This window comes from Methylobacterium oryzae (assembly GCF_036441375.1).
In the GTDB taxonomy this organism is placed as follows: Bacteria; Pseudomonadota; Alphaproteobacteria; order Rhizobiales; family Beijerinckiaceae; genus Methylobacterium; species Methylobacterium oryzae_A.
In genome coordinates this window covers 24,062-41,263 of sequence record NZ_MLCA01000006.1, presented here as the reverse complement: position 1 = coordinate 41,263, position 17,202 = coordinate 24,062, and the positions used below count along the sequence as shown (strand labels likewise).

General features: G+C 71.5%; 16 protein-coding genes. 8 read left to right on the top strand and 8 right to left on the bottom strand.

What is annotated here, in order from left to right; genetic code table 11:
- Positions 1-242: 242 nt before the first annotated feature.
- Complete coding sequence (locus tag MOTC310_RS10445; RefSeq protein WP_331294487.1) at positions 243-455, top strand: hypothetical protein; 213 nt, start codon at positions 243-245, stop codon at positions 453-455.
- 851 nt (positions 456-1,306) lie between these two features.
- On the opposite strand, the gene MOTC310_RS10440 is transcribed toward MOTC310_RS10445, so the two are convergent.
- From MOTC310_RS10440 to MOTC310_RS10430, 3 genes are all read right to left on the bottom strand, one after another.
- Positions 1,307-1,717: a hypothetical protein gene (locus MOTC310_RS10440; protein ID WP_331301718.1), complete on the bottom strand. Its 411-nt coding sequence runs from the start codon at positions 1,715-1,717 to the stop codon at positions 1,307-1,309.
- Positions 1,717-1,977: a hypothetical protein gene (locus tag MOTC310_RS10435; RefSeq protein WP_331294485.1), complete on the bottom strand. Its 261-nt coding sequence runs from the start codon at positions 1,975-1,977 to the stop codon at positions 1,717-1,719. Before MOTC310_RS10435 ends, MOTC310_RS10440 begins: the two co-directional genes overlap by 1 nt.
- 129 nt (positions 1,978-2,106) lie before the next feature.
- Positions 2,107-2,487 carry a hypothetical protein gene (locus MOTC310_RS10430; protein ID WP_331301717.1) on the bottom strand — a complete coding sequence of 127 codons (381 nt, stop codon included), beginning with the start codon at positions 2,485-2,487 and terminating at the stop codon, positions 2,107-2,109.
- 341 nt (positions 2,488-2,828) lie between these two features.
- Between MOTC310_RS10430 and MOTC310_RS10425 the strand changes: the two genes are divergently transcribed.
- Positions 2,829-3,257, top strand: a complete 429-nt coding sequence (locus MOTC310_RS10425; RefSeq protein ID WP_331301716.1) for a Ros/MucR family transcriptional regulator — start codon at positions 2,829-2,831, stop codon at positions 3,255-3,257.
- 147 nt (positions 3,258-3,404) lie between these two features.
- On the top strand, positions 3,405-4,262 hold the full coding sequence (locus MOTC310_RS10420) for an alpha/beta fold hydrolase (protein ID WP_331301715.1): 858 nt from the start codon (positions 3,405-3,407) through the stop codon (positions 4,260-4,262).
- 276 nt (positions 4,263-4,538) lie between these two features.
- Here MOTC310_RS10420 and MOTC310_RS10415 read toward each other — a convergent pair whose 3' ends face one another.
- Positions 4,539-5,300 (bottom strand): FkbM family methyltransferase, encoded by a 762-nt coding sequence (locus tag MOTC310_RS10415; RefSeq protein WP_331301714.1) that lies wholly within the window; start codon positions 5,298-5,300, stop codon positions 4,539-4,541.
- A 544-nt stretch (positions 5,301-5,844) separates the two neighbouring features.
- Here MOTC310_RS10415 and MOTC310_RS10410 point away from each other — a divergent pair.
- Positions 5,845-7,248 carry an MFS transporter gene (locus MOTC310_RS10410; protein ID WP_331301713.1) on the top strand — a complete coding sequence of 468 codons (1,404 nt, stop codon included), beginning with the start codon at positions 5,845-5,847 and terminating at the stop codon, positions 7,246-7,248.
- Positions 7,249-7,383: 135 nt separating this feature from the next.
- Positions 7,384-8,343 carry a helix-turn-helix domain-containing protein gene (locus tag MOTC310_RS10405; protein WP_331294478.1) on the top strand — a complete coding sequence of 320 codons (960 nt, stop codon included), beginning with the start codon at positions 7,384-7,386 and terminating at the stop codon, positions 8,341-8,343.
- 9 nt (positions 8,344-8,352) lie between these two features.
- Here MOTC310_RS10405 and MOTC310_RS10400 read toward each other — a convergent pair whose 3' ends face one another.
- Positions 8,353-10,503, bottom strand: a complete 2,151-nt coding sequence (locus tag MOTC310_RS10400; RefSeq protein ID WP_331301712.1) for a peptidase domain-containing ABC transporter — start codon at positions 10,501-10,503, stop codon at positions 8,353-8,355.
- Positions 10,500-11,816, bottom strand: a complete 1,317-nt coding sequence (locus MOTC310_RS10395) for an HlyD family secretion protein (RefSeq protein WP_331301711.1) — start codon at positions 11,814-11,816, stop codon at positions 10,500-10,502. Before MOTC310_RS10395 ends, MOTC310_RS10400 begins: the two co-directional genes overlap by 4 nt.
- A gap of 552 nt (positions 11,817-12,368) precedes the next feature.
- Here MOTC310_RS10395 and MOTC310_RS10390 point away from each other — a divergent pair.
- On the top strand, positions 12,369-12,599 hold the full coding sequence (locus tag MOTC310_RS10390; protein WP_012321783.1) for a hypothetical protein: 231 nt from the start codon (positions 12,369-12,371) through the stop codon (positions 12,597-12,599).
- A 97-nt stretch (positions 12,600-12,696) separates the two neighbouring features.
- Entirely contained in the window at positions 12,697-13,599 is a 903-nt protein-coding gene (locus MOTC310_RS10385; protein ID WP_331301710.1) for an AraC family transcriptional regulator, read from the top strand.
- A gap of 4 nt (positions 13,600-13,603) precedes the next feature.
- On the opposite strand, the gene MOTC310_RS10380 is transcribed toward MOTC310_RS10385, so the two are convergent.
- Together MOTC310_RS10380 and MOTC310_RS10375 are read right to left on the bottom strand one after the other, a co-directional pair.
- Positions 13,604-14,965 carry an NAD(P)H-dependent oxidoreductase gene (locus tag MOTC310_RS10380; protein WP_331301709.1) on the bottom strand — a complete coding sequence of 454 codons (1,362 nt, stop codon included), beginning with the start codon at positions 14,963-14,965 and terminating at the stop codon, positions 13,604-13,606.
- A 177-nt stretch (positions 14,966-15,142) separates the two neighbouring features.
- On the bottom strand, positions 15,143-16,063 hold the full coding sequence (locus tag MOTC310_RS10375) for a LysR substrate-binding domain-containing protein (protein ID WP_331302217.1): 921 nt from the start codon (positions 16,061-16,063) through the stop codon (positions 15,143-15,145).
- Between the two features lie 129 nt (positions 16,064-16,192).
- On the opposite strand from MOTC310_RS10375, the gene MOTC310_RS10370 reads away from it, so the two are divergent.
- Positions 16,193-17,056 (top strand): class II aldolase/adducin family protein, encoded by an 864-nt coding sequence (locus MOTC310_RS10370; RefSeq protein WP_331301708.1) that lies wholly within the window; start codon positions 16,193-16,195, stop codon positions 17,054-17,056.
- Positions 17,057-17,202: the final 146 nt, after the last annotated feature.

Below are 17,202 nucleotides of genomic sequence, written 5' to 3'. Positions count from 1 at the left end.
CGGCGGGGCCGTACGCGCGGCCCTGGGGCGTGGAACCCCCTGTCTGATGGTTGGTGCCGACCACAACGGCACCCGCATCCTTGGCCACACGGTCGGGGAGCCTGCGACGTATGTCCAGGCGTTCCGGCGCTAAAGGTCGTAGGGACCGTTCAGACACGGTTTTCCAACTCCCCGACTCGGGATGGTCGAAGGCTCGTTCGCGGGGGCGCACCGCGAGCCAAAGCCCGCCGGGAGGATGGGCCATGGGTTCCAGCGATCCCGACACGCGCAGGCGGCAGCTCGACCGGCTGCGCGCGGCCTACGAGGCCCGTCCGGGACGGCCGGACCCCGCGGCCAGCGGCGCGCGGCACTCGCGGGCGCTCCTGGGACGGATCCTCGTGGTGCTCGGCGGCCTGCCGGACGGGAGCGGCCTGCCGACGATCGGACCGGGCGGGAACGGACGCGCCGGGACGTAGCGGCGCGGGTCGGGACGCCCGACGGCTGAAAGACTTCACGGCGGGCGCCGTCCCAGTCGTCGGCGCGAAGCCGGACTGACGGATCCGGTGCGACGGGACAGGCGGCCCGACTTGGCGGTAAGACATCGCCCATGACGTCACCCCTGACGCCCGCCGACCGGGACCGGTTCGAGAAATGCCTCGCGCTCGCGGCGCAGGGCGCCACGGCGGGCGAGCGCGCGGCCGCCCGGGCCGCAGCCGAGCGCGTCGCCCGGGGCGCCGGATTGACCCTCGCCGAGGCGGTTGAGGCGCTCCGGCGGACCGGGCAGGCCTCCGCCGACCGGGCGGCCCGCCCGCCGCCCCGGCGGTCCTATCCCTGGGCGCAACCCAAGGAACCGGCGACGCCCATCACGGTCGAGGAACTGCTGCGCCAGAAGGCCGAGACGGAGGCGTGGCGCAGGCGGAGCGCGGCGGCCGCGGACCGCCGCCGGAAGCGGGAGCGCGCCGGTCAGGACGCCTACGTGGCGGAGCAGCGCGCCCGGCAGGCGGAGCGCGACCGGGACTGGCGACCGGAGGGCCGGGCGCGACGCCGTCATGGGCCGCGACGACCCGGCGAGCCTCCTCGACGCTCATGTCGCAGGCGCTCGTCATGCCCTGCAGGGCGCCCAGGGCGCGGTTGTACTCGGGGAGGTTGGTGCATCCGGGGACACCCCACGCCCAGGCGGGGGCCGGCGCCGCGCCCGCCGCCGCCAGCACGAGGGCGGCAAGACCGTTCCTGACCGACACGGATCCCTCTCCTCGTCACCGGGACCGGGATTCCGGTCCCCGGGAGGCAACACGCTCACCCGAGCGGCGGGTTCACGGGAGCCCGATCACGCCCCGCCGCACATGTGCTGGGAGTCGGGCAATGTCCAGGAATCCAGGGTCCGCAGATTGGTCGTCGTGTACATCTTGCCGCGATCGTCGCCCTTGGGGCAGCCCGTCGGCAGGAGGACGAGGCAGGTCATCACCCGGTCGCCGACCCGCGACCGCGCGACCGCGTCGATATACGCGTAGGAGACGCCGTAGACGCCGTTCCTGAGATCGACGCTCGTCCCCGCGTCGATCCCGTCGCCGTTCGGCTTCACGAGCGTGTCGCTGAACCGCGTTCCGATCCGCGCGATAGTGGTCGCCGCGCAGGTGCCGACCCGCGTCGGCACCTGCGCCCCGGCGGCGCCGGGCGCGAGCCCAGGACCGCCGACGACCAGCGCGCCGGCGAGGATCGCTCCGAGGCGAGCCCCCATCAGGCGGCTTCGAGCAGGAATTTGGCCCGGCGGAACATCAGTTCGCGCCGGTAGAAGTAGACGCCGCGGCTCCGCATCGCCGCGTGCGCCGCGTCCGCGTCGAACCCGTACGGCTTGTCGCGGGCGGTATCGATGCACCCGACATACATCCAGCGCACCCCGTCGATGAGCGACGGGATCGGCTGATCCTGCCGGACGGCGCAGAACTGCTCACCGTCCGAGGCCGAGACGAAAATGTAGAAGGTCTTCCGCGCGCACATCCGAACCTCCATGGGACTCGGGGGTGTAACCGCAACGCCACGGTCAAGCTATAAACCGCCTAAGACAGAATAGTCAAGCTTCTGCCACATTTTCGTCACGTGTCGGACGCAGCCGCCGGGCCAGCGGCCTCACAGGCAGCCGACGCGCCGCAGGGCGCCGATCAGCTTCCGGCCGACGCGGTAGCCGTTGAGGGATTCGGCTCCGAGGATGCGGACGGTCTCGGCCGCCGCCGTCCGATCGTAGAGGAACAGGTGGAAATCCGCCCGCCCCCGCTCGGCGGGCCCGGTGCTGACCTGGCCGCAGAACGCCACCGCAGGCCCCGCCTCGGTGGTGATCGGCCGGATCTTGCGGAATCGCACGAGGCCCGCATCCGGGAACGCCGCCGCGACCCGCGCCCGGATCTCGGCCTCCGGCAGATCATCCGCGCCCTGCCCGTGGACGGACGGCGCCGAGAACAGCCCCCCGAGGAGCGCCGCCAGCACCGCGCATCCCGCACCGGTTCCGGGCACGGCGCGGGATTTCCGGATCTTCGACCTCGGCACGGACGGGGGGCGTGTGTCGGCCATGGAGAGACTTCGCGATGCGGTCGGACTGTATTGGACCATGAAGATCCGCGAAGCGGAAGCGTCGAAAACCTGCCAACCCCGCGCCTCGCGCGCATGCCGCGGAACCGACCGGAACAATCTGAACCTTAGACGCGACGACAACCGGAATATCGACGGGATGCGGCGCGACAGTCCGCGAAAATTCTGCATTCAAAATTCGTTACTTGCCGAGCCCGTCTTTCTTCATTGACACCCTGTAATGTCCGAGTATTTATCGTTAATGATAGGTCTCGTGAGGATCGCAGATGGGGTCGATCGAGTTGCGCAAGAACCAAGACGGTCGCGGAGCGACGATCAGCGACGTGACCCTGCGCGTCGTGACCGCCTATCTGTCGAACAACGCGCTGCCGCACAGCAGCGTACCGCCCCTTCTGGCCACCGTGCACGGCGCGCTCTCCGCGCTCGCCGACCGGCCGACAGCCGCCGAGGCGCCACCCGAGCAGCCCAATGCCGCGCAGATCCGCGGGTCGGTCCGCGAGAACGGCATCGTCAGCTTCATCGACGGCCGGTCGTACAAGACCATGAAGCGGCACCTCACGGCACACGGGCTCACACCCGACTTGTACCGCGCGCGCTACGGGCTGCCGGACGATTACCCGATGACCGCGCCCGGCTATGCCGAGCGCCGCTCGGAGATCGCCAGGGCGATCCGGCTTGGCCGCAAGGCGGCCTGACCAAGACGGGACCCTCCGGCTGCCGCGCCGCCCGTCAACCGATCGCCGGCACGGACGTGGACGTGCCGGTCGGGGCGACACCGCGCCCGCCCGCACCGGCCACGGCCTGAAATCGTTCTGTAATCCCCGGCGGTCACGGTCCCGGCCATGACGGACGCGCGCTCGACGCCTCGGACTGTGATCGCCCTCGCGCTTCTGCTGGCCTGCGCTCCGGCCCGAGCCGAACCGCGCTGGCAAACCTTGCCGCCAACCCCCGCGCCGGTCGCCGGCACGAGCTCGGGGCGGGCCGCCGTCAACGGCATCCGGATGTATTACGCGACGATCGGCAGCGGTCCGCCGGTCGTCCTGCTGCACGGCGGCCTGTCGAACTCCGATTACTGGGGCCATCAGGTCGCGGCGCTGGCCTCCCGCCGCACGGTCATCCTCGCGGACAGCCGCGGGCACGGCCGCAGCACGCGGGACGACCGGCCGTTCGGCTACGACCTGATGACCGACGACGTGGTCGGTCTGCTCGACGCTCTGAAGATCCCCCGCGCCGACATCGTCGGGTGGAGCGACGGCGCGATCATCGGCCTCGACATGGCGATGCGCCACCCCGACCGCGTCGGCAAGGTGTTCGCCTTCGGGGCGAACGCGGATCCGTCGGGCCTGGTCGAGGGCGTGGAGAAGAATCCGACCTTCGCCGCCTTCATCGACCGGGCCGGCGCGGAATTCGGGGCCCTCTCGCCGACCCCGAAGGCCTATGCCGCCTTGGTCGACGCGGTCGGCCGGATGTGGGCCGGGCAGCCGCGCTGGACCGAAGCCGATCTGAAGCGGATCCGCGCGCCGGTCCTCATCGCGGACGGCGACCACGACGAGGGGATCAAGCGCGCGCACACCGAGTACCTCGCCGCCACGATCCCCGGGGCCGGGCTGCTGATCCTGCCGAATGCCAGCCACTTCGCGTTCCTCCAGGATCCGGCGCTCTTCAACGCGGCGCTCCTCGCCTTCCTGGATGGGCCGTGATGTCCATGGGCGCCGGGGCCTGACACGGCGCCCCGGCATCGCGCGTCCGGTTCGAGACTCTGGAAGCGATCGGAGCGGCGCAGGCCGGCCCGGCGGCCGGAGCGACGCGCGCACCGTCCTGGCCGAGACCGCGCCTCAACGCGGCCTCATCCACGATGGTGCGGGATGCTCGCGCGACCGGAGCACCTGGCAAGCAGACGTGGCCTCTTAATCGTCGAGCAGTCGATTGCCGACTATCGAGAACATCGGTGACCGGCAGTCGAGCAGGAGCGGGTTTCAGGCCTCCGGCGCGACGATAGCGAGCGGCGTCGAGCCGCGCAGCTCCGCGGAGACATACCAGCTGTCCCATTGTGAAAATTGCGGGAACACCCTTCTATAGCCCTTCGACACGAGAATTTCATCGACCGCCCGACCGTTCTTGCGGTTGTTCTCGATCGAGAGTGTTCGGAATTTGTGCCGGAAGCTGTAGGACGACAGGATCTCCAGCTCGCTCCCCTCCGTATCGATCGACATGTAGTCGATGACCGCGGGCGCATCGTACTTGCTCAGCAGGTCATCCAGGGAAATCGTCTCCAACTCGATGCGTCGGCCCCGGCTTCGCGTCTCGGAGAAATGATCGGCGTCGGAAAATTTCTCGATCCCGCTCAATTCGGGGTCGGTATCGTCGGTCGTGACGAACGCGACCGTCTCTCCGGACTTCGAGGAAACACACTTCGTCTCGATGAACGCGTCCCTGTTCCGCAACAGGTCGGCGTGCCAGACCGGATTTGGCTCCGCCAGAATCCCTTTCCACCCGAGTTTTTTCTCGAGAAGCCACGTGTTGCTGTTCTTCAGACCGTTCGTTGCCCCGAACTCGACGAAGAAGCCGCCCGTCTTCTCGCCGAGCTCGAAACAGGCCCAGAGGTCTTGCAGGATCTGCGCCCTCGAGGAATCCCTGCGCGCCATGCAATAGCCGAGAAATCTCAGATTCTCGTCCCTGACAAGCCCGCCTGTCTCTGCCCTATCCAGGCGCATTGCATTGAACAGGTACCCTTGCATGACCGGCAGCCTCGCGACCCTCACGCCCAGACCCGCAAAGGTGGAGAGGATAGATTTCCTTACGGCGACCACGTGAAACCCTTCTGATGGCATCGGACCGATGCGGGGAGAGCTTGACGACTGAGGAGAGCCGATGGGCCGTCCGCCGGAACCCGCGACTTCAACAGCGCGATGCGTTCGGGATTCCCGCGCTCGGTGGCTGAGGGAGCGCCGAGCCTGGCTAATCGCGAAGCTGTGCGCAGGAGGCAGAAAGTCATCGCGCGTCGACGTGGAGCGGCGGCGAATACCGGCCGCCTTCGGGAGCCCATGCAATCTTCAGCATGCCCAAAGAGGATCGCAAACAGCCTCTTTCGGAGAGTACCGATCGGCAACTCCGGATCACCCGCAGGGCGCGGGGCGCCGCTCCCGATGCGGCCGGTGCCCCGTGGCCGCGGCACACATGGTGCCTTGGTGAACACAATCCCATTTGCCGGCGCGGAGCGCGACGCTATGGCGGTGCGTCACCGGTTGCGCACACGCTCCGGTCCGAGGAGGACCGACACGTTTGATCGACGCCCGAACCCAGGCCGCGAGATCCTCCGAAGCCGCCGCGCAGGCGGACGGGTCGGTCGAGGCCGTCACGCGGCGCCTCGATTCCCTGCCGATCACGCGGCTTCACGCGGCGGCCCTCGCGATCTGCACGCTGGGCCTGTTCACCGACATCGCCGAAGTCGCCCTGAGCAACGCCCTGGCGGCCCTCTTCCTCGCGCCGCCCCACAACATGCCGCGGGGCAGTCTCTCGCTGCTCCTCGCCTCCGTCTTCGCCGGCGGGGCCGTGGGCGCGCCCGTCTTCGGGATGCTGGGGGACCGCCTCGGCCGCAGGCGCGCGCTCCAGGCCTCCCTCGCGCTGATGGCCGCCGGATCGCTGGCCGCCGCCGCGAGCCAGGGGCTCACGGCGCTGACCGTCGCCCGGACGGTCTCGGGGTTCGCGATCGGCGGTTTCCCGCCCCTGGTCGCCACTTACCTCGCGGAGGTGACGCCCGCGCGCCGTCGCGGCGCGACGCTGCTCATCTGCGCCGGCATCGGGCTCCTCGGCGGCCTGGCCGCCATCGTCCTGATCCAGGCGCTCGCACCGGGCGCGCCGCTCGGGATCGAGCCGTGGCGCTGGGCGCTGATCCTCGGGGGCGCGCTGGCGGCGCTCGGCGGCATCCTGTTCGCGCGGCTGCCGGAATCGCCGCGGTGGCTCGCCTCGGTCGGGCGCCCCGTCGAGGCCGACGGCGCCTGCCGCCTGTTCGAGCGGGCGGCCGGCCGGATGCCGGTCGTCGTCCACGCGGGCCCGGACCCGGCGCCGGCCGCGACCGGTGCCGGGTCCGCCGGTTTCCGCGCGCTGTTCGCCGAGACGCGCCAGCTGCGCCGGACGGCCCTGTTCGTCGGGCTCTACACCCTCGCCCCTCTGGCGACGATCGCCTTCCCGCTGCTCAGCGCCGTCGTGATGGTGGAGAAGGGCTTCAAGGTCGATCAATCCCTCGTCTTCGCCGCGCTGTCGATGATCGGCCCGCCGCTGGGCACCCTGCTGACCGCGCTCGTGATCGACCGGCTCGAGCGGCGCGCCTGCCTGACGGCCCTGGCGGCGGCGATGGCGGCCCTCGGCACGGCCTTCGCGGCGAGCGGCACGTTCCTGACCCTGGTCGCGGTCGGCATCGCCTTCAACACCGCGGCGGCGACCTACGGCAGCATCCTCGCCGTCTACGCGACGGAGCTGCTCCCGACCCCGCTGCGGGCCTCGGCCATGACCTGCGCCTGGGCCGGCGGCCGGGTCGCGGCCGCGCTGGCGCCGATCATCCTCCTGCCGATCCTCTCGGCCTACGGGCCGCACGCGATGTTCGCGGTGATCACGAGCGTCCTCGCGGCGAGCGCGGCCCTGCTCCTCGCCGGACCGCGCGGCCTGTCAGGGCAGGCCGTCGCGTAGGGCGCGCCGGGGGCGGCGCGGGCTTCCGACCCGCGGGGCCGGACCGGGCGGCGTCGGTTGCCAATCCGGCAAGATTCACACGATAGAGTTGCGCAGGCGTTGGGAGGGCCGACGGGCACGACGGGGATGTCACACGTGTCTAGCCCGGTGCTTGTCCCGAGCCTCGTCGAGACGACAGGCCATGTCGACCCCAAGCAGGCCTTCGACTTCTGGCGCTGCACGGCCCTCGCCGCGTTCGGCGATATCGGCCGGCGCCACCCCCGGGAGCGGTTCTCGGCCAAGCGCCTGACCGTGGCCTCGGCCGGCTGGTCGCTGACCCACACGGTCAGCAGCCCGGTCGCGCTGGAATTCCGGTCCCGCCACGTCGACCGGAACGCCCGCGCGATGGTGGTAATCGGCCTCGCCCTCGACGGGATCGGCTACCAGGAGCAGAACGGCCGCGGGGCCCAGCTGACCCCGGGCGACATCGGCTTCCTGTCGCGGAACCGGCCCTTCGTGGCCGGCACCCAGAGCGCCTACGACGAGATCCGCCTCGCCGTGCCGCGCGAGATGTTCGAGGCCTTTGTCGGCGACGCCGAGGCCTTCGCGGGCCGCAGCCTCACCCCGCACCCGTCCGGGGCGGAGGTCCGGGCCCGGCTGCGCGGCGTCGCCGGGGCGATCGCCTGGATGTCCGCGGACGAGGCGCAGGCGGCGATCGAGGGCGTGCTCCACCTCCTCGGCCACCTCGTCGACGGCGCGGCCCGGCGCGGCGATCCGGAGGCGGTCTCGCAGGCGGCCGTCGTCTCGCTCGCCCGCGCCCACATCGCGCGGCGGATGCACGATCCCGACCTGAACCCGCAGGATATCCAGCGCGCGCTGGGTCTCTCGCGGACAAGCCTGTACCGCGCCTTCGCGGAGACCGGCGGCATCGCGGCGGCGATCCGCGACGCGCGCCTCGACCTCGCGCGCCGGCGCCTCGAGGGTCCTCGCCACGACAAGATGCGGATCGCCACGATCGCCTACGCGTGCGGCTTCACCGACGTACCGACCTTCAACCGCGGCTTCCGCAAGCGCTTCGGCCTGGCGCCGGGCGACCTCCGGCCCGCCCTCACCTGAGGCGCAGCGTCAGCCCGCGGCGGCCAGATCCACCGGGCCCCGGACTTGGGCGGGGAAATCGAACACCGCGTCCGCGTGGGCGATCGTCGCCGGGCGGTGGGCGACGATGACCCGCGTCATCCGCAGGTCCCGCAGCGCCTGGGCGATCACCGCCTCGGTGGCCTCGTCGAGATGGCTCGTGGCCTCGTCGAGGAACAGGATCTCGGGCCGCCGGTAGAGGGCCCGGGCCAGCACGACGCGCTGCTTCTGGCCGCCCGACAGGGTCGAGCCCATGTCGCCGACGAGGCTCTCGAAACCCATCGGCATGCGGCGGATGTCGTCCAGGATCGCCGCCCGGGCGGCGCATTCGGCGATCCAGCCCGCGTCCGGATGCTCGTCGAAGGCCGCGATGTTCTCGGCGATCGAGCCGGCGAACAGGCCGTCGCTCTGCATCACGCCGGCGATCCGGCGCCGGTAGGCCCCGGCGGTGCGGATGTCCTGACCGTCGGCGGTGACGGTCCCCTCGGTGGGCGGCGTCAGGCCCATCATCACCTTCATGAGCGAGGTCTTGCCGCATCCCGAGGGGCCGGTGATCGCGAAGCAGGCGCCCGCCCGGACCGACAGCGAGACGCCGCGGAAGATCCAGGGCTCGTCGGCCCCGTAGCGCAGCCCCAGGCCCGCGCCGCCGAGCGAGCCGGCTTTCAGGGCGACGACCGGTGCCGCGGCGGCCTGCGGGGCGGGCTCCGCGGCGGCGAGATCCTGCGCCTCGGGCTCGCACAGCACGATGTCGGCGAGCCGGTCGGTCTGCACGTCGAGCATGCGCAGCTTGAACCACGCGTCGATCAGGCTGCCGATCCGGGTGGCGAACTGGTCGCGATAGGCCAGGAAGGCCACCAGCATGCCGAGCGACAGCGACCCGCCGATGACTGCGCGGGCGCCGAGCACCAGCAGGATCAGCCGGTCCAGGCCGAACAGGAACTCGTTGGCGCGGCCGAACACGAGGTCGAGGCGCTGCAGCCGCAGCCGGGCGTTCAGGGCCGTGACGAAGTGGTTCATCCAGGCGCCGCCGCGCCGCTCGCGCAGGTCGAGGAGCTTGACGCTCGCCATGCCGCGGACCGTCTCGATGAAGTGCGTCTGCTGGCGGGCCTCGGCCACGAGGGCCTCCTCGCTCCCCTCCCGGTAGGCGCCGTAGGCGAGGACCCGCAGGACCGCGTTGAGCGCCGTCGAGGCCAGGACCACGGCGACCAGCCAGCCGCCGTAGACCGTCAGCATGACCAGCATGCCGACCGCCATGAGCCCGTCGAGCATGGCCTGGACGAGGTCGGTCGTCAGGCCCTTCTGGATGGTCGCCAGGGAGCCGAACCGCGAGATCACGTCGCCGACATGGCGCTTCTCGAAATAGTCGAGGGGCAGCCGCGACAGGTGGTCGAACAGGCCGGCCGACCACTGGTAGTTCAGCCGGGTCCCGGCCAGCATGATCGCCCAGGTGCGGGCGATGCTGAGGCCGAGCTGGAGCAGCAGCAGCAGCGCGAGGCCGATCGCCACCACGAGGAGCAGGTCGTGGTCGGCGTTCACGATCACCTCGTCGATCACGACCTGCGAGGCGATGGGCATCAGCAGGGCGACGAGCTCGATTCCCAGCGACAGGGCCAGGATCTGGGCCAGGGCGGCGCGGATGCCGGCCATGTTGCGGAACAGGTCGCGCAGCCGCAGGCCCGGGGCGGCCCGCTCGCGCCGGAAGGCCGGGTTGGGCACCGCCTCCAGGGCGACGCCGGTGAATTCCCGCGACGCCTCCGCGAGGCCGATCCGGCGCCGGCCCCGGCCCGGATCGTTGATGACGAGGCCGCCGCGCTCGACCCGGGTCAGCACCACGAAGTGGTTGAGGCCCCAGTGCAGGATGCAGGGCAGCCGGAGCCGGGGCAGATCCGTGAGCTCGACCCGCAGGGCGCGGGCGGTCAGGCCCTGCGCGCCGCAGAGGTCGATCAGGTTGCGCAGGGTCATGCCCTTGAGGGACAGGGGATGGCGCCGCCGCAGCGTCGCGAGGTCGATCTGGCGCCCGTGATAGGCCAGGACCATGGCGAGGCAGGCCATGCCGCACTCGGCGGCCTCGGCCTGCAGCACGACCGGCACCCGGCGGCGGAGCCCGAAATCCAGCCGGGCGGCGCGGGACGGCGCCGTCACGGCGCGGCCTTCCGGACCGGCAGGGCGTCGAGGCCGCCGCGCGTGACGAGGGCGAGGCTCTCCCGGACATGCGCCACCGGATCGAGCAGCCAGCGGTAGAGCGACCGCTTCTCCAGGGCGATATCGGCCTCGACCCGCATCCCCGCCTCGAGGCTGCGCCGCTCCTCGTAGGCCAGCACGGTGTCGGAATCCGGCCGGACGACGATGCGGTAGAGGTCGGTTCCCTCCCCCCGGGCGGCGGCGCGCCGCGCGAAATCGGGCGCGTCGTCGCTGCCCAGCGGCGCGCGCGTGACCTCGGTGACGACGCCGCGGTGCAGGCCGAAGCGCTGGAACGGGAAGGCGGCGTAGCGCAGCATCACGGGCGCGCCGGCCTCGGCGAAGCCGATGGCCGACGAATCCACGAACAGGTTGGCCTGGAGGCGCCCGGCGCTCGGCAGCAGGGTCAGGAGCGTCGCCCCGGCCGCCACGGTCTGGCCGGCCTGCGCGCGGATCGACGTCAGGGTCCCGGCCTCCGGCGCCCGGACCTCGATGGCGCGGCGCGCCTCGCTCTCGGCCTTCTGCTGCGCCAGCTGGGCGGCGGTCCGGTCCAGATCGGCGAGGTCGCGGGCCAGCCGGTCGTCGTAGGCGGCGAGCTGGGACCTCGTGTCGGCGAGCTTGCCGTCGATCTGGAGGCGGCTCTGCTGGAACTGGGCGAGCTGCGCGCTCGCCTGCATGTAGAGGTAGTTCTGGCTCTGGAAGTCGGCGGCGCGGGCGTAGCCGCGCGCCACAGCGTCGGCAAGTTCCTCGACCCGCGCCCGGAGCGGCGGCACGAGCTTGTCCTGCAGGTCGATCTGCTTGGCGAGCTGGGCGGACTGCTCGCTCAAATTCGCCACCTGCTCGCGCAAGGCCTGACGCTCGGTGCCGGCCAGATCGGCCCGCGCGGCCCGCTGCCGCTCAACGCTCTGGCGCTGACGCTCCAGCTCGGCGATTACGCGCTCCTGGGTGGGACCGCTCGACGACACGGCGTCGAGGTCGATCGTGTACAGGAGCTGCCCGCGGGCGACCTTGTCACCCTCCCGAACGCCGGTCGAGCCGACGCGCCCCGCCACCGGGCTGGCGAGGCTGATCAGCCCGATATCGGGGGCGAGCAGGCCGACGGCGTGGATCCGGCGCGTGTAGGTGCCCTGCCAGGCATAGAGGCCGAACGCCGCCGCCATGATCACGCAGGCCAGGGCCACGATGCGAATCGGCAAAGGCTGGATGATCTGCGCCTCGCCCAGCCACGCATTGCGTCGTGCCTCGATGACCTCAAGTCGAAAGAGCGGACTTGGCACCCGGAGAAAGCAACCTTCCTGAAGGAATCGACCGTCTTCGAGGATAACGCTCCGCGCATCCTCTCCCTTACTCGGTCGCATCGCAGGAGTTGCGTGTCAACACTTCCGATCACAGCGAATTTTGAATACTTTCTGCTGCGTCAGAACGTCGCATTTATGGTATAAAATTCAGCCTGATCAGAGACTTAGTGGAATTTAGTTCCTGACTGGTTTTGCGGCGCGAAATCATGTCAGTTTTTGCGCTATCTGATGCTGCACCGCAAAGATCCGGCCTCGGCTACAGCGATGGAACGCGCCACTTCCCAGCGCGCGGGGCGACCGAGGCGGCGACGCCTGGAGCACGGTCCAGCAAAGGCAAGCCCTGTCAGTTTTTGCGCATCGGCCGATTTCGGGCGACCGCGTACCGTATCGATCGCTCGGGACCGATTGACACGAAGCACATCTCTGTAATCCTAAAGGCAGGCGCCGACGTCCAAAGCGCCTCGACGCTACGATCAGGCAATAGATCGAGCAGAATAACCTTCTTCCTGAATCTCAATCTGGAGAACGATCATGCAGGACAGCATCGATACCGTCCGCGAGTTGAGCGCTGCCGAGCTGGACCAGGTCGGCGGCGGCCTCGGGGTCGGCCTCACCGTCGGCCTCGGGGTCGACGCGAGCCAGGAACTCGGTGCGGTCTCGGGGGTCGTCGGCCAGGTCGGCGGTCTGGTGAGCGGCCTGGTGGGCAGCGTGCTCGGCGCGGTCGGCGGTGTCGTCGGCGGCGTGACAGGCTCCCTGCGCTGACGGTCTGAGACCGGGAGGGCGGCCGCGGGGCCGCCCTCCTCCGCCTCGGGCCGAGACCGGGGCGCCGGCGCGACGACACCGGGATCGACAAGTCCGCATGGACAGCACAGCCGAGCGCACAGCCGAGACGTTCGCGTACGCCACCAGCGGCAGTTCCGGGCACCTCTCCGGCCGTCCCAAACTGACCTGCTACGCGCCGAGCGACCGCGACCGCCCGGGGATCGCCTTCGTCGATTTCCGCTTCCCCGTCGGCGGGTGGAGCACGCACGCGGTCACCGGCCTCGAGGTCGCCGCCAGCACGCAGCCCGCGGGCGCGCACCACGCGGTCGATTACGAGGTCGCGGCGCGGCTGAGCGAGCGCGAGGGCCTGCTGGTCCGGCGCCCCGGCCTGAACGGCACGACCCGGTGGGTGGGTCCGTATGCCGGCCGCGTCCTCTCCTTCTCGGCCGCGGCCGTCGAGCGGCTGGCGGAAGCGCCGATCGGCAAGATCGCCTTCGCCTCGGACGGGCGCGATCTCCGCGCCTGCCGCAGCACCTGTCACATCCTCGACGCGCTGGCTTGCGCACACCGGGACGATCCGTCGCCCGACCCGCTGCTGATCGAGAGCCTCCACCTGGCGGTCCTGCGCTCGGTCGTCGCCGCGCGCGCGCCGGGCCGGTCGGCGACGCCCGACCTCTCGGCGTCGCAGGCCGGACGGGCTTGCGCGTATATCCGGGAGCACCTGGACCGGGAGATCACCGTCTCCGCCCTGGCCGGCATCGTCGGGCTGAGCGAGGGCTACTTCATCCGGGCCTTCCGCCAGACCACCGGGGTGACCCCCTACCAGTACATCATGCGCGAGCGCGTCGGCCGGGCCGAGGCCCTGATCCGCTCCGGCGCGGGGTCGATGGCGGAGGTCGCCGCGCGATCGGGCTTCACGAGCGCCAGCGCCATGAGCCGCACGTTCCGGAAGCTCGTCGGGCGCTCACCGACAGGGCGCACGGCCGGCCGGCGCGCCTGAGGCCCTACCCGGCGGCCCGCCCCGCCGTCCCGCGGAACAGGTCCTCCATCTCGCGCCGGACGCGGATCGCCTCCTGACCGGCATCGAAGGCGACGTCGCACCAGCGCACGGTGCGGCCGGCGGGCACGTCGGTCTTGAGGACCATGTTGTGGGCGAGGCCGATCGGCAGGGCGTCCTGCGCCAGGGAATCCGCCGCCGGCATCAGCTTGCCGTAGACGGTGAACCCGCCCTCGCCGTCGAGCCGCTCGCCGGCCCGCAGCGGCCGCTTGGCGGTGGCGGCGACGTCGCCGCGCCAGTCGCCCGTCGCCCCCGTCGCCTCGCCGCGGACCGCGATGGAGGCGACCGAGATGCCGAGCTCGAGCCCGATCAGGTGATAGGGCTTGTAGGTCGCGGCGAACCGGCCGCTCGAATCGGTCTTGAGGCCGTACTGGGCGAAGCAGTCGCGCACGTAGGGGCTCGGCGCCTCGAACACCGCGTAGACGCCCCAGCGCAGGTCCCGGAAGACCGGCCGCCCGTCCCGCTCCACCGACGAGACCACCTCGACGGTGCCGCGCTCGGTGAGGAGGCCGCCATCCGCCGCGGGCTTCAGGATGCTCGGCAGGTCGTCGACGCCGCAGGGCGGGAAGGCGAGGCCGTCGCGCGGCGGGGTCAGCCCGCAGGCATTGGCCACCGCGGCCATCTCCAGGGCAGACTTGGTGCCGTCGAGGAAGGAGTTGAACATCTGCGGGTTGAAGTCGCCGCCCGCGACCTGACTCTCGCTGAAGCCGTAATGGCCCCAGACCGTGTCGGGCGTGGAGGCGTGGTAGGCCGGGAGGTACTTGGTGCCCTTGCCGGCGCAGATCACCTCCAGCCCGATGGTGCGGGCCCAGTCGACCAGCTCGGCGATGAGCGCCGGCTGGTCGCCCGAGGCCATGGAGTAGATCACCCCGGCCTCGGCCGCCCGGCGCGCCAGCAGCGGCCCGGCCAGCACGTCGGCCTCGACGTTGACCATCACGACGTGCTTCCCGTGCGCGAAGGCCTTCAGCGCGTGGCGGATGCCGGCGGCCGGGCTGCCGGTGGCGTCGATGACGATGTCCACGAACGGGCTCGCGATCATGGCGTCGGCATCCTCGGTCACGAGGGTCGTGCCGCCGCGCGCGGCCTCCTCCAGCCCGCGCGCGGCGAACCGGGCGTCGTCCCAGCCGACCCGGCGCAGCGATTCGCGCGCCCGGTCCGGCGACAGGTCGGCCACCGCGACGAGGTGGATGCCGGGCGTGCGCGGCGCCTGCGACAGGTACATCGAGCCGAACTTGCCGGCGCCGATCAGGCCGACCCGGACGGGCCGGCCCTCGTCGGCGCGCCGCTGCAGCTTGGCGGATAGGGACATGGGGGTTTGTCTCCCTGAGCGGCGCGCGGTCTGTCGGGATCCGATCCCCGCCGCGCTCGCCTTGTTGGACCTGCACCTAGAGCGGTTCCGAGAGCCGGTGAGCCCCGACGCATGACAAGACGGGCACCGTCGGTTCGAACCATGTGACGCGATGGCGGGCCGCCGCGCGCCCCCGCGTCAGGCCGGGACCGCCCGGCTCTCCGCCTCGACGTCCAGGAGCCAGCGCCGGAACGCCCGGATCTTCTCCAGGGACCCGTCGCGCTCGCGGTAGCAGATGAAGTGGAGGTCGCGGATCAGGCTCTCGACCTGGCCGTCGCCGAGGCGCACCAGCTGCCCGGCGGCGAGCTCGTCCCGGGCGAACCGCAGGGTCTCCAGAGCGACGCCGAGCCCCTGAACGGCCGCCGAGATCACCAGGGAACCTCGGTCGAAGGCCGCCCCCGCCGCCCCGGTCGGCACCGGCAGGCCGTTCTGGACGAACCATTCCGGCCAGCGGACGGGGCTGAACGACGAGTCGAGCCGCGTGAAGGGCCCGATCGATCCGGGCGCCCCCGTCCGGGCGGCCCGGGCGATCTCCGGCGTGCACAGGGCGGCGATCTCCTCCGGGCCGAGGGATTCGACCGTCACGCCGGGCCCGCGCGGCGGGCGCCCGTAGGCGATCAGGATGTCGATCCCCTCCTGCCGGCCGAGATCCACCGGGTCGGCGCTGGTGGAGAGCCGAAGGGTGATGCTGGGATGCGCCGCCACGAAGGCGGGGAGCCGCGGCCCGAGCCACTTCGCCGCGAAGCTCGGCGTGCAGTGGACGGCGAGCGCGGAGGCGGGGCCCGCGGGCGGCGGCGGGCCGAGCTCCGCGCAGACCGCCCCGATGGCGTCGAAGGCGGTGGAGAGCCCCGCGAGCAGGCGCTCGCCGTCCGGGGTGAGCGTCGCCTGCCGGTTCGCCCGGCGGAACAGGGCGCGCCCGAACCAGCGCTCCAGCGCGCGGATCTGGTGGCTCACCGCCGAGGGGGTGAGGTGCAGCTCCGCGCTCGCCCGCGCGAAGCTGCCGAGGCGCGCGGCCGCCTCGAAGGCCCGCAGGGCGGGGAAGCTCGGGATCCGGCGCATCGGCCATCCGTGAATGAGATTCACGAAAAGCGTGAGAAAACGTCGTTTGTCAACGAACCGGGGGCGCAGGATAGTGCCGGCCACCGCGCTCCCGGCCGCCCGGCGGGCGTACCGACCGGAGGACACGCCATGCTCGACGATCATTCCCACGACGCGGCCGTCGCCCTCGACCTGCCGAACGACGATGCCGGCCGCAGGCGGACCTCGATCTACCAGCCCGAGCAGGCCGGCCTGATCTTCCCGGAGATCCCGGACTTCGCCGACCACGCCGAGGAGCGGGACTACCGCAAGAAGCACCTCGTCGCCGCCTGCCGCGCCTTCGCGATGCACGGCTTCGATTACGGCTTCGCCGGACACCTGACGATCCGCGATCCCGAGCGTCCGGAGCTGTACTGGACCAACCCGATGTGCGTGCACTTCTCGCAGGTGCGGATGTCGAACCTGATCCTGGCCGACCACAAGGGCCGGGTGGTCGAGGGGCGCCACGCCATCAACCGGGCGGGCTTCGTCCTCCACGCCGCCGTGCACGAGGAGTACCCGGAGGTCATGGCGATGTGCCACGCGCACACGACCTACGGTACCGCGTGGTGCGCCACCGGCCGGCCGCTGGACATGATCAGCCAAGACGCGGCGGCCTTCTACAACAGCCACGCCGTGATCGGCGCCTCGGCGGGCGCCGTGGCGGTGGAGAAGGAGAGCGGCCTCTCGGTCGCGCAGCAGATCGGCCGCAACCGCGGCGTGCTGCACCAGAACCACGGCCTGCTGACCTGCTCGCAGCACAGCATCGACGACGCGGCCTTCTGGTTCATCGCCCTCGAGCGGGCTTGCCAGCAGCAGCTCCTGGTCGAGGCCTCCGGCATCAAGCCGCAGCTCCTCTCGGAGAAGACCGCCCGCTACAGCCGCGAGCACGTCGGCAGCGATTATATCGGCTGGCTGCACTTCCAGACGCTGTACAACCACATCGCCGAGACCCAGCCCGACATGTTCGGCTGAGTTCGGGTGCCGCCCCGCGCGGGGCGGCACCGGGGCGCGGACCGGGGCCGGCCCTTCCGCTACGGGCCGGGGCGGTCCGCCGGGCTCCGCCGCCCCTCGTACCGGGCCCGCGGGCGGATCAGCGTCCCCTGGCGGCCCTGCTCCAT

Coding starts and splice junctions, on each gene's coding strand:
- MOTC310_RS10370 (WP_331301708.1), top strand. CDS start 16,193: ATGCTCGACGATCATTCCCACGACGCGGCCGTCGCCCTCGACCTGCCG.
- MOTC310_RS10390 (WP_012321783.1), top strand. CDS start 12,369: ATGCAGGACAGCATCGATACCGTCCGCGAGTTGAGCGCTGCCGAGCTG.
- MOTC310_RS10385 (WP_331301710.1), top strand. CDS start 12,697: ATGGACAGCACAGCCGAGCGCACAGCCGAGACGTTCGCGTACGCCACC.
- MOTC310_RS10445 (WP_331294487.1), top strand. CDS start 243: ATGGGTTCCAGCGATCCCGACACGCGCAGGCGGCAGCTCGACCGGCTG.
- MOTC310_RS10375 (WP_331302217.1), bottom strand. CDS start 16,063: ATGCGCCGGATCCCGAGCTTCCCCGCCCTGCGGGCCTTCGAGGCGGCC.
- MOTC310_RS10415 (WP_331301714.1), bottom strand. CDS start 5,300: ATGCAAGGGTACCTGTTCAATGCAATGCGCCTGGATAGGGCAGAGACA.
- MOTC310_RS10420 (WP_331301715.1), top strand. CDS start 3,405: ATGACGGACGCGCGCTCGACGCCTCGGACTGTGATCGCCCTCGCGCTT.
- MOTC310_RS10440 (WP_331301718.1), bottom strand. CDS start 1,717: ATGGGGGCTCGCCTCGGAGCGATCCTCGCCGGCGCGCTGGTCGTCGGC.
- MOTC310_RS10425 (WP_331301716.1), top strand. CDS start 2,829: ATGGGGTCGATCGAGTTGCGCAAGAACCAAGACGGTCGCGGAGCGACG.
- MOTC310_RS10435 (WP_331294485.1), bottom strand. CDS start 1,977: ATGTGCGCGCGGAAGACCTTCTACATTTTCGTCTCGGCCTCGGACGGT.
- MOTC310_RS10380 (WP_331301709.1), bottom strand. CDS start 14,965: ATGTCCCTATCCGCCAAGCTGCAGCGGCGCGCCGACGAGGGCCGGCCC.